The following is a 16138-nucleotide window of genomic DNA, read 5'->3' on the forward strand; positions in this document are numbered from 1 at the left end:
AAAACTTTATTTATCGAATTCAAATTGAGTTCAAAATCAAAATCGAAAAAAAGAACCCAATTCGTAAATGAATTGGATTCTAAATATAACTTCATCAACACCGGTTGACAGAGACCCAATTTGTCTTGATTACGAAAACTGCACCACCCTCACAGACTATTCTGTAAGGGTGGTGCAGTTTTGCTTAATCGGTCTGATCAGTGTCAACCGCTAATGTTTCGTGCAAAATGGTCAGTAGCTGTTGCTGCACGGGGGTCAGAATATGGGTTGTTCGGTAGACGATGCTTGTGATGAATTCAGGGGGTTCAATGTCCATCAAGTCCAGTCGTACGACGTCAGTACGGTAGTGATCGACGATTTTGGTAAAGAAACCGATGCCGACATTTTCACCAATCAATTTCATTAAAACGTGGGTATCGTTGGAACGAAAGACGATGTTGGGGCGAAAGTGATTCCGGCGCGTGAGTTTGTTGAAGGCCGTATTATGGATGAAATTACTATTAAAGAAAACAAATTTTTCACGTCGTAGTTCGTTAAAGTAGACCCGTTTACGTTGTGCTAACGGATGTTGTTTGGACACGTAGATACAGAAGGGCTGACGGTCAAATTCTTCGGCAATCAACGTTTGGTAAGCGAGCGGCTCCACCGAACCAAGTAGGGTCATGTCAACGCGACCGTCCCGCACAGCGTTACGTAGCCAAATCGAGCCCCCCTCAATGGTTTCGAGACCGGCTAATAGCCCTTCCGCGGCCAATCGGGCACCGATTTTTGGAAAATAATGGTTTTCAATAATTGGCGGTAATCCTAAAATCAGTCGATTTTGGGATAGATTGTCGATTTCTTGGTGGGCGAGGCGTAACTCATGTAAAACGATTTTAGCGTGTTCAGCAAGTTGCGCCCCACTAGCAGTGACGTGTAACGTATTTTTAACACGGTCACGAATCACGAGTGGTGCCCCGAATTCAGACTCCAGGCGTTTGATTGCGGTGGTCACAGTTGGTTGGCTCACACCGAATGTTTTCGCAACTTTTGAAAAATTTTTTTGAGAAATTAATTCATCGAAATAAGCTAAGTCTTTTGTGTTCATTTTTATTCCTTTCTAAATCAGCTTTTGTAGCGACCTTATTTAATATATTTATATCATATCATAGTTTTGACTATAACATTTTACTGGCGTTACAGTATTACTTGTAAATTGATAGGACGTTTTTCCTAGCAATGAAAATTGATGAAAATGTAAATTAATTAGGAGGCCGCAGTAATGACAAAAACTGCAAGTGAAATTTTAAATAACCCATTCTTAAATAAAGGCACTGCCTTTACCAAAGAGGAACGTCAAGCACTTGGTTTGACGGGGACGTTACCAAGCAAGGTTCAAACAATTGATGAACAGGCGACACAAGCTTATGCCCAATTCAAGAGCAAGCCCAGTCGTTTGGAACAACGGATTTTCTTAATGAATCTCTTTAACGAAAACCGGACACTATTCTTCCATTTGATGGATGAACACGTGGTTGAATTTATGCCAATCGTTTATGATCCCGTCGTTGCCGATTCCATTGAACAATATAATGAATTGTTCTTGGACCCACAAAATGCGGCCTTTGTTTCCGTAGATGCACCTGAAGATATTGAAGCAACTTTGAAGAATGCAGCGGACGGCCGTGATATTCGGTTAGTCGTTGTTACGGATGCTGAAGGTATTCTTGGTATGGGTGACTGGGGTGTTAACGGTGTTGATATTGCCATTGGTAAATTAATGGTTTACACCGCCGCTGCCGGCATTGACCCATCACAAGTACTGCCAGTTAGCATCGATGCTGGAACAAACAACCAGAAATTATTAGATGATCCATTGTATCTTGGTAACCGGCACAAGCGTGTTTCCGGCGAACAATACTATGATGTGATCGACAAGTTCGTTGCTGCTGAACAACAATTATTCCCAGATTCATTGTTACACTTTGAAGATTTCGGTCGCGACAATGCGCAAGTAATCTTGGACAAGTACAAGGATCAAATCGCAACCTTTAACGATGATATCCAAGGAACCGGGATGGTTGTTTTAGCTGGTATCTTAGGCGCATTGAACATTTCAAAGGAAAGCATCAAGGACCAAAAAATCTTATCATTTGGTGCCGGAACGGCCGGTATGGGAATTGCCAACCAAATCTTGGATGAATTGATGCAAGCTGGTTTAACAGAAGAAGAAGCTAAACAACACTTCTACGCTGTTGATAAGCAAGGTTTACTATTTGACGACACGGAAGGTTTAACCCCAGCCCAAAAAGCCTTCACGCGCAAACGGAGTGAATTTAGCAACGCCGACGAATTAACCAACTTGGAAGCCGTTGTTAAAGCCGTTCACCCAACCGTTATGATTGGGACATCGACTCAGCCTGGTACCTTTACTGAAAGCATCATTAAGGAAATGGCGGCGCACACGGAACGGCCAATCATCTTCCCACTTTCTAACCCAACCAAGTTAGCGGAAGCTAAAGCGGAAGACTTAATCAAATGGACTGACGGCCGGGCCTTAGTTGCGACTGGGATTCCAGCTGATGATGTTGAATACAAAGGTGTCACTTACCAAATCGGTCAAGGAAACAACGCCTTGATGTACCCTGGTTTAGGATTTGGTTTGATTGCTTCAACAGCCAAGGTGCTGAACGCTGAAACCTTGTCAGCAGCCTGCCACGCATTAGGTGGAATCGTTGATACGTCGAAGCCGGGTGCCGCAGTATTGCCACCAGTTGCGAAAATTACTGAATTTTCACAAAAATTAGCTGAAGTCGTGGCACAAAGTGTTATCGATCAGAAGCTCAACAAAGAACCAATTGCAGATGCTAAACAAGCGGTTGCTGATATGAAGTGGGTCCCAGAATACCGGGCCATCAGCAAATAGTGTCGGTAAAATAAGAGAATTGTAAGAGGGTATAAGAGCACATGGGAGTTTTATGGAATTCAATTCAAAGCGTCTTAGTTGTCGTTTTGATCATGATATTAGGTTTCGTCCTACGACGAGCAGGTTGGTTTGATGATAAGTTTGCTGGAACAATTTCCAAATTTATCAAAAATATCGCTTTGCCAGCATCGATTTTCGTATCTGTGCTGAGCCGACTAACTCGTGGGCAATTAGGATCATTTGCAGGTTACTTGGCATATGCATTTCTAGCCGTGATTATTGGCTACTTGATTGCCTTTGCGCTAGTTAAAATTATGCGGGTCCGTCCAGGTCGTAAGGGGATTTTCATCAATGCGATCGTCAACGCCAACACGATTTTCATTGGGTTACCTTTGAACATTGCGTTGTTCGGTGACAAGAGTATGACGTATTTCCTTGTTTACTATATTGTTAATACCGTTTCGACATGGGCATTTGGGGTCTTCTTGATTTCAAACGACGACCCGACGAAATCCAAGGAAAAGACGCATAACAAGATTGATTGGAAGAAAGTCATTCCAATGCCATTGGTTGGTTTCTTAGTTGCATTAATTTTCTTACTGCTAAATATTCCAATCATGAAGGTATCATTTGTCAGTTCAACGTTGACTTACGTTGGAAACTTAGTAACACCACTTTCCTTGATTTATATCGGGATCGTGTTAGCCGACGCTGGTCTGAAGAGTATTCGCTTTGACCGTGATACGATTGTTGCGTTGATTGGTCGCTTCATCTTGTCACCAATCATCATGATTCTTGTCTTGATGGTTGCTGGCAATCTCGGTGCAAGTTTCCCAACCTTAGCATCGCAAACCTTGATTGTTCAATCAGCAACGCCAATGCTAGCCGTGTTACCAATCTTGGCTAACGAAGCACATGGTGACGTGGAATACGCCACTAACATCGTGACAACGAGTACCGTGTTGTTCATCGTGGTTGTGCCAGTCTTGATGACCTTGATCCAATATATTTAAAGTTTATTTAGAAGTATTCCGGTTGAAAGAGACGGGATGCTTCTTTTTTGATCAAAACTGCTTGAGTTGAACCCGATTAAAATATGTTAAAGGTCAAAATTAAGGTCGATCAGTCGAATTCTTTCAGCTGACCGACCTTAATTTTTTGCGAAAGGAGTGCTTGAAGATACAAGCTTGTGGCGATTGCATTTAAACAGATGAATATGATAGAAACAAATTTAAGTCGGGACGTATGACTGTGGGACTGGTCAGCTCGGTTTTCAGCGGCGATTAACAAAAGTTGGTTAAGTCGTAACCCATAATAATGCGGTTAAATTAAAATTAGTGAATCTTATGGATTATTAATAAATTTGTTTAAAATAACCAATGCTGTAAAGTGCTGCCTTGAAAGGATTCAATTAGGAATTGATTGAAATTGTTAGATTTACTTGACTAATTGCACAAAAATTAATAGAATTAACAACGTTGCATTATTAAGATTTTGATTAGGAGGCGTACCGGATGAAAGCATCACAACGATTGCTGGTTAAAAAATCAGTCAATCCAGCTAATTTTAATAAGGGTGGCCTCGAAAAGACGTTGAGCGCATTTAGTTTAACCATGATGGGTGTTGGCGCAATCGTGGGTTCTGGGATTTTTATCACACCCGGAATTATCGCCGCTAAGTATGCCGGTCCGGCTGCCATGCTCTCATTTGTGATTGCTGCGGTCGTGTGTTCGTTGGCCGCATTATGTTACGCTGAATTTTCTTCAACCATTCCCTTGGCGGGGAGTGCCTATACTTACGTTTATACCGTTTTTGGGGAATTCTTAGCGTGGATTCTTGGTTGGTCTCTGATCTCAGAATATTTATTCGCGGTATCTTCGGTGGCGGTAAGTTGGTCATCGTACTTTCAGAATTTAATGAGCGGCTTTGGCCTAAAACTACCAACATTTCTGACCGCCGCAGCTGGTACTGCCGGTGTCAGTGGTGCTGGATTCAACTTAATTGCTTTTGTCGTGGTTTTGGCCGTCTCACTGTTATTGGTCGGTGGGTTACAAGAGTCAACACGGGTCAATTCAATTATGGTAATCGTTAAGATTCTAGTGATTGTTCTTTTCATTGGCGTGGCAATTTTCTTTGTGAAACCTGCCAATTATCATCCGTTCATGCCCCATGGTGTTAGCGGACTGGTCAAAGGCGCGTCGTTAGCATTCTACGCGTATATTGGGTTTGATGCGGTGTCGACTGCTTCAGAAGAAGTGAAAAATCCTAAGCGTAATATGCCAATCGGAATTGTCGGTTCGTTAGTCGTAGCATCGATTTTATACGTGGCAATGGCCGCCGTTCTGGTCGGGGTCGTGCATTACAGTAAGCTTAACGTGGGTGATCCCGTGGCGTATGCCTTAGCCGTCATTCATCAAAACTGGGCGGCGGGGATTGTGTCACTGGGTGCCGTTGTCGGTATGACGACCGTTTTGATTGTCATGTTATATGGTGGGACCCGGTTACTGTTTGCGATTAGCCGGGATGGGTTGTTACCGAAAGTCTTTCGGACGGTCAGTCCCCATACCAAAGTGCCAGTTAAGAGTACTTGGATTTTTGGCATTATTGCCAGTGTATTTGCGGCTGTGATTCCATTAGATAAAATTGCGGAGTTAGTCAATATTGGAACGCTATTTGCATTCGCTATGGTGTCTATCGGTGTTGTCTTCCTGCGTCGACACGAAACGCTACAACAAATCAATAGTTCATTTAAAGTACCATTTTATCCAGTGTTACCAGTTGTCTCGTTCCTCGCATGTGTCTACCTGATGCTTAATTTGCAGGCATTTACGTGGCATATGTTTGGTATTTGGCTGGTTATTGGCATCGTGATTTACTTTGCCTATAGTTATCGGCACTCCCGTATTCGAGCAGGGTTACGTGCCAAAGAATCAAAATCGTAATTAATAGTGGGTGCTTACCGGGGCGGGTAAGCACCCATTCTTTTCGCGGCTACTAAGCTTTGGGATATGCTATAATTAAGCGCATAATTCATAAGGTAAAGAGAGTTGAGGTGGCTGATGATGCAGAGACGTTCAAACGCCTATCATATCAGTGTATTAGCGGTACTAATGGCAATCGTGATCATTCAGAATATTGTTCCGTTTTTTGGGTACATTCCATTACCAGGATTGAGTATTACGACAATTCACGTGACGGTTATCCTGGCCGCCGTGGTCTTGGGACCGCGTGATGGGGCAATTATTGGGGGCGCATGGGGAATTATTGCGTGGATACGGGCGTTCGTCGCACCGACGAGTCCCTTAGCACCAATCGTATTTACCAATCCATTGATTTCGGTGATACCCCGGATTCTCGTCGGTTTGATAGCCGGTTGGGTCTTTATTTGGTTTCAGAAGCGGCATCAAAAAGTGTTGGGGATGACGCTGGCGGGCGTGGCCGGGGCATTAACGAACACGATTCTAGTCTTAGGTTTGATTGGGCTACTCTATAGTCATCAAGCAGCCGGCTTTTATCAAGTTAATTTGAGCAAACTAATGCCGTACTTGTTAACGATCGTGGCCTCGAATGGGATTCCGGAAGCGATTTTAGCTGGAATTCTCACACCACTGATCGGGACACCATTACTACGTTTTAAAAAATAAGTCGCTAAAGTGACAGCTAGCTTGAATCAATTCAAATTTAAAACAGCCACCCTTGAAATCTCCTGAATTTCAAGGGTGGCTGTTTTAAATCGCTATTTAACGGCTTGAACTTGTTTCTGACTAATAATTACTTTGTTGTGATACTTATCAACGATGGCTGGATCAGGACTTGTAAAGGTGATTAAATACGAATTAGTGTAACTTTTCGCAATGGTCCCGGTATAATTCTGGCCTTCCAAAATGAACGTCACTTGTGTTCCAATATCCATGATGATGCCTCTTTTCGCACGATAGTTTTATTAAGGATAACACACCAGTGGACGTAACAGGTAAAAGTTCACTAATTAAAACGTCGCCGAACTTGGGCCCAAATCCCCGTTGCTAGGGCTAAGAGACTGGTACCCAGCGTTGCGAGCCATGACTGAGTTGTTTCGTCGGTCTGCGGGAGCTCAGTTGTGGCTTTGGATGCTGGTGAGGAGACGGCAACTAAGTCGGCACTGTCAGTATTAGTTGTTGTGGCAGATACCGTGGCTGGCGTCGTCACACTTGCTTCCTGGTCACTATAATCTTGAAGCAGACTAGCCGTGACGGCCGAACCGCTGTCATCGTGATTAACTAACCAGTCAGTGTTAGTCGTGGCGTTTGAACTGACCATAATTGAATCACTGACTTGGCCCTTAATCACGCTGCTCTGATCGATAGTGCTTGTCTGGTTCACAGTGGTCGTCGCACGTGTTGCGTCAACCGCCGTGTCGGAATCATTATCCACTGCGTTATCCGTGTCGTTCAAGTCAACGTAACTAGTCGTTGAATCATCATTAGGTTTCGCATGATTGGTCGTGTCTGGTGTTGTATCACTAGTTATGTTGGTAGTGTCAGTGGTCGTGTTATCCACGATAGTTTGATGGTCGCTGATGGCCTCGTCAGCCGTCGTTTCATCGGTAACATTGTCCTGTGCTGTGGAATCGGTCGTTGTACCGTTGTCAGCCGCTCCCTGATTACGATTATCCGTTACTTGATCAACATCAACTGCTTCATCTTCAGCATCCGCTACGGATAGCAATGGTGTTAAGAAAGCTAACAAGTGTTGGCGGTATTGTAGGATCGCGTTATTAGCCGCAGCGTGACCACCGACAGTCCCTGGTAAGATCCAAACTTCTTGGTTGGCAGAATGATTGGCGGCCGCTAATTCCAATGATTGAGTATATGGAATGAAGGCGTCGTCTTGCGTGTGGATCAAGAGTAACGGGATAGTGATTTTGCTAGCTGCATCGGTTGCTGATAAGTCATCGACACTGAAACCTTGTTCCTTGATCAAACGAGCGTTCATCGCGGCCACGATTTTATCATAGGATAAGAAGGGCAGGCTCGTGATGGCTGGCAGACCAATGGATTGAAGTGCGTTTGAAACGGCGGTGATGGCTTTGTTGTATAGCGAACTACCTAGTTCTGGTAAGGTTGCGTACCCGGCGTCCGACACAACTGCTTTAACGGATTTTGAAAGTCCAGGAACTGAGGCTGCTTCTAACACGGTGTCGGCACCTAATGATTGACCATAAAAGACGACTTGACTGTCGGCGCCATTGCGTTCGTCGACCATCTTAACCCAATTCAGCCAGTCATACTTGTCCTGATAACCAAACGTTAAGTTATCACCGTCACTTAGGAACTGCCCACGTTGACTCGGCATGAGGACGTTATAACCCATGTCATACCAAATTTTTGAAACGTAGCCGATCCAATCAACATGTTCCGTCCAACCTTGGCCGATGATGACGGTCTTGGTGGAATCACCATTTTGAATATAGTAAGCACGGACAGACTGCGTCGGGTCATTGTATTCAGGCAGGGTCCAGGTTTCTTTGGTAACGTTATCCCACCAAGTAACCGTTGTCGGGTAATATTCTTCGGCCGCAGCCCGGTCAGCAGCATAAGCGACTGGATCGAGGCCGGTCCACGTATTGGAGATGTCATAGCGGTGCTGGTTCATTTCAGTACGTAAATTAGATAGGGCTTCTGAGCCAGTTCCCGTGAAGACGATTGGGTAGAGTACATTACCCACGATCGTGCTGGCGATATCTGTGGGGAGCTCTTTCAACTCGTCAAGAATTGTCGTCAGTTTGGCTTTGGCTGCTGCTAATTGTTCTTTTCCAGACGGGGTCGCTGCTTGATTTGCTAAGTCCTTGATCGTATTAACGACGGCCACAATATCACTGGCATCTAACGTGACCGTGGTGGTGTCCGTCTTATCAGAGGTAGTAACTTTTTTCCAGGTCACACTGTAAGGGCCACTTTGTGTAATGGTGACCGTACTCTTTTGATTGCCAGTCGTGTCGTTGGTTTCGTAGATTAAGCCATGACCGCTGTCACTTGTCGCGGCACTAGCCGCGCTGGTCGTCGCCACACTAGTTGGCGTTGCCGCAGCGGTCGAATTGGTGTTGGTACTCGTATCATCAGTTGAATCAATAGCTGAATCGGTCGTTGATTTAGTCGTGGCTGTCACCATATCCGTGACTTGAGTAGCGTCACTCGTCGCTGAGCTAGCGGCCTGTTCGTTACCACTTATGGTATTGGCTGCCGTCGAATTAGTAGCGCTGGTCGTCTGACTAGTTACTGTGCCACTCGCACTGTTAGCAACCTCACTAGCTTGGTCGGTAGCTGACGCTGCACTTGTGGCTTGTTCAGTCGCGCTAGTCTCAGTAGCGTTAGTACTAGTCGTAATTTGATTGGTGTCAGTGGTAGCGCTGCTGTCGGTATTTGACGTGGTATTACTGTCTTCACCAGTAGTCATGCTACTTGTCGTGGTTGACTCGGTTGCCGTTGCCCCGGCGGCTTGGCTGAGTTGACTGGCAACGCTAGCTGGGGCGTTGGCCGCAGAAGTGGTCGTGGCACTAACGGGGGTAGCCGTTGCTGCTAAGGCGTTAGTCGTCAGCATTAACGTACTACCGAGCCCCGCAATGGTAATCCCCGCGTAAACCCAATGTTTGCCATCTTTGAACATTTTATAATGATCAACGGTGGTTGATTGTTGTGAATTCCTTTTCATTATATTTACTCCTCGTAACGTTTTATTCTATTGCACGTTTTAAAATATAGCACGACAACCCAGGCTTGTTTGCGTTTTCGCGGGCTAAACTTGTTAAATGAGGTGCTTTTTTAATAACGGCATCAGTTGTTTATTGTATGAACTAATTTGTTAACTGATTGAGTACGATGATTGATTTTTATGATGCGACAAGCTCAGTTATTCGCGGGAGTCACGCGTGATTTTACCAGCAGATGCCAGATTGCAAAATGTGAACTTACAAACGAATAAGCGTACTAATAGTGGCCTTGAAAATTAGCGGCTTTGACTATTTTGGGAATAAAAGTTGAGATTGATTGAAATTTCACTTATCACTTGCTATTATGAAAGGTGAATAAAGTGTTTCCGCTTTCGTAGGGAATAAATTAATAAAGGGGGGACCATTATGAATCTCGGATTAAGTATTTTATCCTTGGCGCGCTTTCAGTTCGCGATGACCACGGTGTTTCATTTCTTCTTTGTGCCATTATCAATCGGCTTAGCCTTGGTTGTTGCCATCATGGAAACGGTGTATGTTGTCAAAAAAGACATCATGTACAAGCACATGGCACAATTTTGGGGCCGCATTTTCTTACTTAGCTTTGCCGTTGGTGTCGTGACAGGGATTATACAAGAATTCCAATTTGGGATGAACTGGTCTGATTATTCACGGTTTATGGGTGACATTTTTGGGGCGCCACTAGCGATTGAAGCGTTAGTTGCCTTCTTTATGGAATCCACGTTTATTGGGTTATGGATGTTTGGTTGGGATCGGTTTAATGCCAAGCTCCACTGTGCGTTTATCTGGCTAACGTCGATTGGGACGATGATTTCCGCGATGTGGATTTTAGCAGCGAACAGTTTCATGCAAAATCCAGTTGGTTTCATGATCAATACCAAGACTGGTCGTGCACAGATGACGAGCTTTGCAGCAGTCGTCAAGAACGAACAGCTCTGGTATGAATTACCACATGTGTTGTTTGGGGCGTTTGTTACCGGCTCATTTGTGGTTGCTGGGATGGCGGCGTTTGCGTTACTCAAAAAGAAAAACGTCACGTTCTTCCGCAAATCGATCAAGGTCAGTTTAATCGTTGGCCTGGTTGCTTCCATCGGTGTGATTGGAATGGGAGATTTACAGACGCGTTACATCATTAAAGAACAACCGATGAAGTTTGCCGCAACGGAAGGCTTATATAAGGATTCCGGCTCGCCAGCTTCATGGGCAGTTATTGAAGGGATGGATACTAAGAACCATAAGGCCAACTGGTCGATTGAAATCCCGTATGTGTTGGATATTTTAAGCTATCATAAGTTGTCCGGTAATGTGAAGGGACAAAATACCCTTAACAAGGAACTTCATGCCAAGTATGACAAGAAATTTGGTAAGGACATGAACTACTACGTGCCAACAAAGACGCTTTTCTGGAGCTTCCGGGTCATGACGGTAGCTGGTGGGCTCTTCGCACTGATTGCCATTATCGGTCTATACTTCAACCGTGCAAAGTCAACGCTGATTGAGCGGCAGCGCTGGTTCCTGTGGGTACTAGGAATCTGTACGTTCTTACCATTCGCCGCAAACACGGCCGGGTGGCTGATTACTGAATTAGGTCGTTATCCATGGGTTGTTTATGGTTTACTGACGATTGCAGATGCCGTTTCACCAAATGTTAGTGTCGCTTCGTTGCTGATCTCTAACATCGTGTACTTCTGCTTGTTCAGTGGCTTAGGCATTGTCATGATCGTCTTATCACGGCGTGCCTTACACCAAGGCCCTGATGATTTGTTACAAGCTAGCGATGACGCACCGTACGATCCTTATGGTAAGGAGGCGTTCAGTCATGAGTAATCTACAATTCTTATGGTTTATTCTGGTGGGCGTTCTATTTAGTGGTTTCTTCTTCCTTGAAGGTTTTGACTTCGGGGTTGGGATGACGATTAAGAGCTTAGCCCAAACACGCGCTGAGCGCGATGTTGTGATTCATACGATTGGCCCACATTGGGATGCCAATGAAGTGTGGTTGATCACTGCTGGTGGGGCGATGTTTGCGTCGTTCCCAATGTGGTATGCTTCCTTATTCTCCGGATTCTATCTTATCTTATTGTTGATTCTAGTGGCCCTCATTATGCGAGGGGTCTCATTTGAATTTAGAAGCCGGATGGAAAGTGACGCCGGCCGGAATTTCTGGGAATGGGCCGCAGCCCTAGGTAGTTTCTTTGCTGCCTTCCTATTTGGGATGATGTTTACTGCTTTGGTCAAAGGGATGCCAATCAATGCCAATGGCGATATGACTGCCCACTTCACCGATTACGTGAACTTGTTCTCAATCGTTGGTGGGGTTGCCGTAACGTTACTCTGCTATTTGCACGGGTTAAACTTTATTCGTCTGAAGACGACCGGGACGTTGCGTGAACGGGCGCTTCAGTGGGCCAAACCGTTATACTGGGTCCTGTTTGCCGGTGAAGTTGTCTTCGCAATTCTGCTGTTCTTTAACACCGATTTCTTTACCAAGAAACCAATCTCAACCACGATTTTAGTGGTCGCCTTAGTGGCTTTGACGGTCTTGGCAACTTGGGGTGTTTATGGAAATCATGAATGGCTCTCATTTATTAGCAGTGGTCTCTCACTGATCGACGTGGTCGTGCTCCTGTTCAATGGACTATTCCCACGTGTCATGGTGGCGAACAATTCTGCATACAGCATTCTGATTAAAGATGCGTCTAATTCACCATATACGTTGCATCTGATGACTGTAATCTCATTATCGGTATTACCGATTATGTTGATCTACTTTATTTGGAGTTACTGGGTCTTCTATAAACGGTTGGCATCGTAATTCAAATGCAGATGACGACAGTATCACTGGTGCGGTGGTACAATTAATTTAACAGCACCAACGGGGTCGCGACCTTGGCCAAGTGCCAGGGTGCGACCCCGTTCATTTTAAGTAGGGAGTGATCGAATGTGTTTGATCCGGCATTATTTAAACTACCAGGGATGCGCCGAGCAGCCACGATTTTAGGGTTATTGGCCATCGTCGAGGGTATTTGTATTGTCTTTCAGGCCTACTATCTATCAGTGGCGATTGTTGGACTGTGGCACTTGCATTCATTAGCGTCGATCAGTCAGCCCATGCTATGGTTCGCATTAGCTTGGGTCGGACGGCAGTTACTGGTCGTCATTAAAAATCGTGTGATGTACCCGTTAGTCGAACAGACGACGGGTGACTTGCGGCGTAAAGTGATGCAGAAGTTATACCAACTCGGCCCAAGTTATGTAGCTAAGACTGGGACTGGTAACGTGGTGACGACAGCGCTTGAAGGTATCGATAAAGTTCAGACATACTTAATGTTGGTTGTGATTAAAGTAATCGACATGATGGTTATCCCGTGGATCATTTTAATTTACATCGCGTGGTTGCGCTGGCGTGAGGCCCTTTTTCTACTGGCAATTTTTCCATTAATTATTCTATTTATGATTATTTTGGGCTATGCCGCTCAAGCTAAAGCGGATAAGCAGTACGTGGGCTATCAACGGATGTCTAATCACTTCGTTGATACGCTGCGCGGTTTACCGACCTTGAAGCAGTTAGGACTGAGCAAACGGTACGCTGACAACGTTTATCAGGTTAGTGAAGGTTATCGTAAGCAAACGATGGCGGTCATCAAGATTGCGATGTTATCGACTTTCGCCTTGGATTTCTTCACGACCTTATCGATTGCGGTTGTCGCGGTCTTCCTTGGTTTTGGTTTGATTAACGGCACGATTACGTTGCTACCAGCGTTGGTTATTTTGGTCTTATCGCCAGACTATTTCTTGCCATTACGAACATTTGCTAATGATTATCATGCCACTTTAAATGGCAAGAATGCGTTTGCGGATGTCCAGAAGATGCTAGCTTTGCCGGTGCCAACTGAACGTCAACAGCTCGGTACTCAGCCTGTGCAATGGCAAAGTGATAGTACGTTAAGCTTACATGACGTTGATTTTAAGTATGATGATGATCAGCTGGCCTTAAAACACATTAATATTGATGTGCATGGTTACCAACGGATCGGGATTATTGGGGCATCCGGCTCCGGCAAATCAACTTTGATCAATTTGTTAGGTGGCTTTCTAACCCCGGTCGCTGATCAGGGTAAAATTCAAGTCAACGGGCAAACAGTCTCGCATTTGAGCCAGGACGCCTGGCAGCAGAGCTTTTTCTACATTCCGCAAAACCCATATCTGTTCCATGCAACGTTAGCAGAGAACATCGCTTTTTATCAGCCAGACGCTTCACGTCAAGCGATTGAACGAGCTGCTGAAAACGCTGGATTAACGGCCTGGATTGCAACGTTACCAGCGGGGTTGGATACGGCGATTGGTGAAGGCTCCCGTGGTGTCAGTGGTGGTCAGGCGCAACGGATTGCTTTGGCGCGGGCCTTTCTTGACGACTCGCGGCGAGTTCTGTTATTTGATGAACCAACTGCCCACTTGGATATTGAAACTGAAGCGGAACTGAAAACGACGATTTTACCCGTACTTGATAATCACTTAGTTTTCTTTGCGACTCACCGGTTACACTGGATTAATCAGATGGATTACGTGTTAGTGATGGATCATGGGGAAATCGTTGAACAAGGGACACCGACGGAATTGGCCGCGCATGACGGGGCGTACGTTCGGTTACGTGATGAAATGGTAGGTGCGATCTAATGAAAGATTTTTTGGCAACTTTTAAAAATGATACTTGGGTCATGCCGTATTTGCGCAAGTATAAAAAGTTACTAGCCCTGACACTGTTTTTGGGTCTAATGACATTTTTCTGCGGTTCAGCGCTGATGTTCAACTCGGGCTACTTGATCAGTAAAGCCGCACGACACCCGTATAATATTCTGATGATTTATGTGCCAATCGTTCTAACGAGAGCGTTTGGGATTGGTCGGCCTGCCTTTCGCTATGCGGAGCGAATTACGAGTCATAACTGGGTGCTACGGATCGTGTCAGATTTTCGTAAGAAACTGTACCAATCCGTCGCCAAGCACGCCGTAGCGATTCGCCAAAATTTCCAGACTGGTGATGTCCTGAGCATTTTAGCTGACGATATTGACCATATTGAAAATTTATATTTACGGACCGTTTTTCCAACGGTGATTGCCTGGTTGATGACGCTAGTGATTGTGATTGGTCTGGGCTACTTTAGCTGGTGGTTCGGGCTATTGATGTTGTTGATGTTAGGATTGGTCGTTGTGGTAATGCCGCTATGGTCGGTCTTACTGAATGGTGCTCGTGAATCACGCAGTCGTCAGATTCAACAGGGCTTTTATACGCAGCTGACTGATTCGGTAATGGGACTCGGTGATTGGTTGATTGCCGGACGTCAAACGGATTTCTATGAGCGGCAAACCCAGCCTATCGAAGCAATTGCGGCACTTCGTAAACAGGACCATCGCTTTCAGTGGTGGCGAGATTTTACGATTCAGATCATTTTCGGGGTGATTTGTTTGGCGCTCTTGATCTGGAGTAGTTTTTACTGGACAACGAATGCGGCTAGTTCCAATTGGATTGCGGCGTTTGTCCTCTCCGTATTCCCGTTGGTCGATGCCATGCAGTCTGTTAGTCAGGGTGTTAGTGAGTGGCCAAGTTATCAACGGTCAATCAAACGAGTCAACGCCTTAGACACCACGCCTGAAGATGAACACGATCAGACAGTCTTAACGGAGCCATTTCAAGTATTGCGTATTGCGTACCTTGACTTTAAATATGCGGAAGGTGGTCACGCGATTTTTGACGGTTTGAATCTGACTTTAAAAGCCGGTGAAAAGTTAGCCCTGCTAGGACCTTCCGGAACGGGAAAGAGTACCTTGCTCAAGCTGATTTTAGGTGACCTGACACCGGATAGTGGGACGGTTCAATTGAATGATGTGCCCATCACACGGTTACAAAATGAGCGCGCCCAGTTATTCGGCGTCTTGGATCAGCAGCCGTACTTGTTCAATACCACGATTATGAACAATGTGCGGATGGGTAACTTGCAAGCGACTGACGAACAAGTTAAAGCCGCACTAGCAGCAGTCGAGTTAGCGCCCTTGATCGACACGCTCCCCGATGGTTACGAGACAGTTGTAGAAGAGGGCGGTGCGCGCTTTTCTGGTGGCGAACGACAACGGCTCGCGCTAGCCCGCATCTTATTACAAGATGCGCCCATCATCATTTTAGATGAACCGACAGTTAGTCTTGATCCGATTACCGAGGCCCATTTGCTGACCACGGTGTTCCGGGTCTTGCATGATAAGACGATTCTGTGGGTCACGCACCATTTGGCCGGGGTCAACCATGTCGACCAAGTTTGCTTCTTGGAAGATGGTCAATTCGATATGGCCGGTACGCCGAGCGAATTGTATGCGAACGCACCGCGGTTTAAACGCCTTTATGATTTGGATCAAGGGCGTGATGATGCGAACAATGATCGGTAATCCGGTTGATAGCAGTCCTCACGTGCACCTTGGGCTTGTGAAACAGACTTTTAATTACTGCGCTGAATG

Annotated in this window: 11 protein-coding genes; 8 read left to right on the plus strand and 3 right to left on the minus strand. The window is 45.4% G+C overall.

What is annotated here, in order from left to right:
- Positions 1–184: 184 nt before the first annotated feature.
- Complete coding sequence (locus tag MZO41_RS08840) at positions 185–1087, minus strand: LysR family transcriptional regulator (RefSeq protein WP_003641317.1); 903 nt, start codon at positions 1085–1087, stop codon at positions 185–187.
- A gap of 174 nt (positions 1088–1261) precedes the next feature.
- Between MZO41_RS08840 and MZO41_RS08845 the strand changes: the two genes are divergently transcribed.
- From MZO41_RS08845 to MZO41_RS08860, 4 genes are all read left to right on the plus strand, one after another.
- Positions 1262–2905: a malolactic enzyme gene (locus tag MZO41_RS08845; protein ID WP_003644115.1), complete on the plus strand. Its 1644-nt coding sequence runs from the start codon at positions 1262–1264 to the stop codon at positions 2903–2905.
- A gap of 41 nt (positions 2906–2946) precedes the next feature.
- Positions 2947–3918, plus strand: a complete 972-nt coding sequence (locus tag MZO41_RS08850; RefSeq protein ID WP_003644116.1) for an AEC family transporter — start codon at positions 2947–2949, stop codon at positions 3916–3918.
- A gap of 501 nt (positions 3919–4419) precedes the next feature.
- Positions 4420–5847: an amino acid permease gene (locus tag MZO41_RS08855; protein WP_003641320.1), complete on the plus strand. Its 1428-nt coding sequence runs from the start codon at positions 4420–4422 to the stop codon at positions 5845–5847.
- A gap of 120 nt (positions 5848–5967) precedes the next feature.
- Entirely contained in the window at positions 5968–6549 is a 582-nt protein-coding gene (locus MZO41_RS08860; protein ID WP_003644117.1) for an ECF transporter S component, read from the plus strand.
- 92 nt (positions 6550–6641) lie between these two features.
- On the opposite strand, the gene MZO41_RS08865 is transcribed toward MZO41_RS08860, so the two are convergent.
- Positions 6642–6818 carry a hypothetical protein gene (locus MZO41_RS08865; protein WP_003644118.1) on the minus strand — a complete coding sequence of 59 codons (177 nt, stop codon included), beginning with the start codon at positions 6816–6818 and terminating at the stop codon, positions 6642–6644.
- Positions 6819–6889: 71 nt separating this feature from the next.
- Complete coding sequence (locus MZO41_RS08870; RefSeq protein ID WP_011101263.1) at positions 6890–9595, minus strand: serine aminopeptidase domain-containing protein; 2706 nt, start codon at positions 9593–9595, stop codon at positions 6890–6892.
- Positions 9596–10019: 424 nt separating this feature from the next.
- Here MZO41_RS08870 and MZO41_RS08875 point away from each other — a divergent pair, with 424 nt between their 5' ends.
- From MZO41_RS08875 to cydC, 4 genes are all read left to right on the plus strand, one after another.
- Positions 10020–11459 carry a cytochrome ubiquinol oxidase subunit I gene (locus MZO41_RS08875; RefSeq protein ID WP_003641324.1) on the plus strand — a complete coding sequence of 480 codons (1440 nt, stop codon included), beginning with the start codon at positions 10020–10022 and terminating at the stop codon, positions 11457–11459.
- Positions 11452–12447: a cytochrome d ubiquinol oxidase subunit II gene (gene cydB, locus MZO41_RS08880; RefSeq protein WP_003641325.1), complete on the plus strand. Its 996-nt coding sequence runs from the start codon at positions 11452–11454 to the stop codon at positions 12445–12447. Before MZO41_RS08875 ends, cydB begins: the two co-directional genes overlap by 8 nt.
- A 128-nt stretch (positions 12448–12575) precedes the next feature.
- On the plus strand, positions 12576–14309 hold the full coding sequence (gene cydD / locus MZO41_RS08885; RefSeq protein WP_003644120.1) for a thiol reductant ABC exporter subunit CydD: 1734 nt from the start codon (positions 12576–12578) through the stop codon (positions 14307–14309).
- Positions 14309–16069: a thiol reductant ABC exporter subunit CydC gene (cydC, locus tag MZO41_RS08890; RefSeq protein WP_252129674.1), complete on the plus strand. Its 1761-nt coding sequence runs from the start codon at positions 14309–14311 to the stop codon at positions 16067–16069. The genes cydD and cydC overlap by 1 nt, the downstream gene beginning before the upstream one ends.
- Positions 16070–16138 lie beyond the last annotated feature (69 nt).

The organism is Lactiplantibacillus sp. C232, from assembly GCF_023806725.1.
Taxonomy (GTDB): Bacteria; Bacillota; Bacilli; order Lactobacillales; family Lactobacillaceae; genus Lactiplantibacillus; species Lactiplantibacillus plantarum.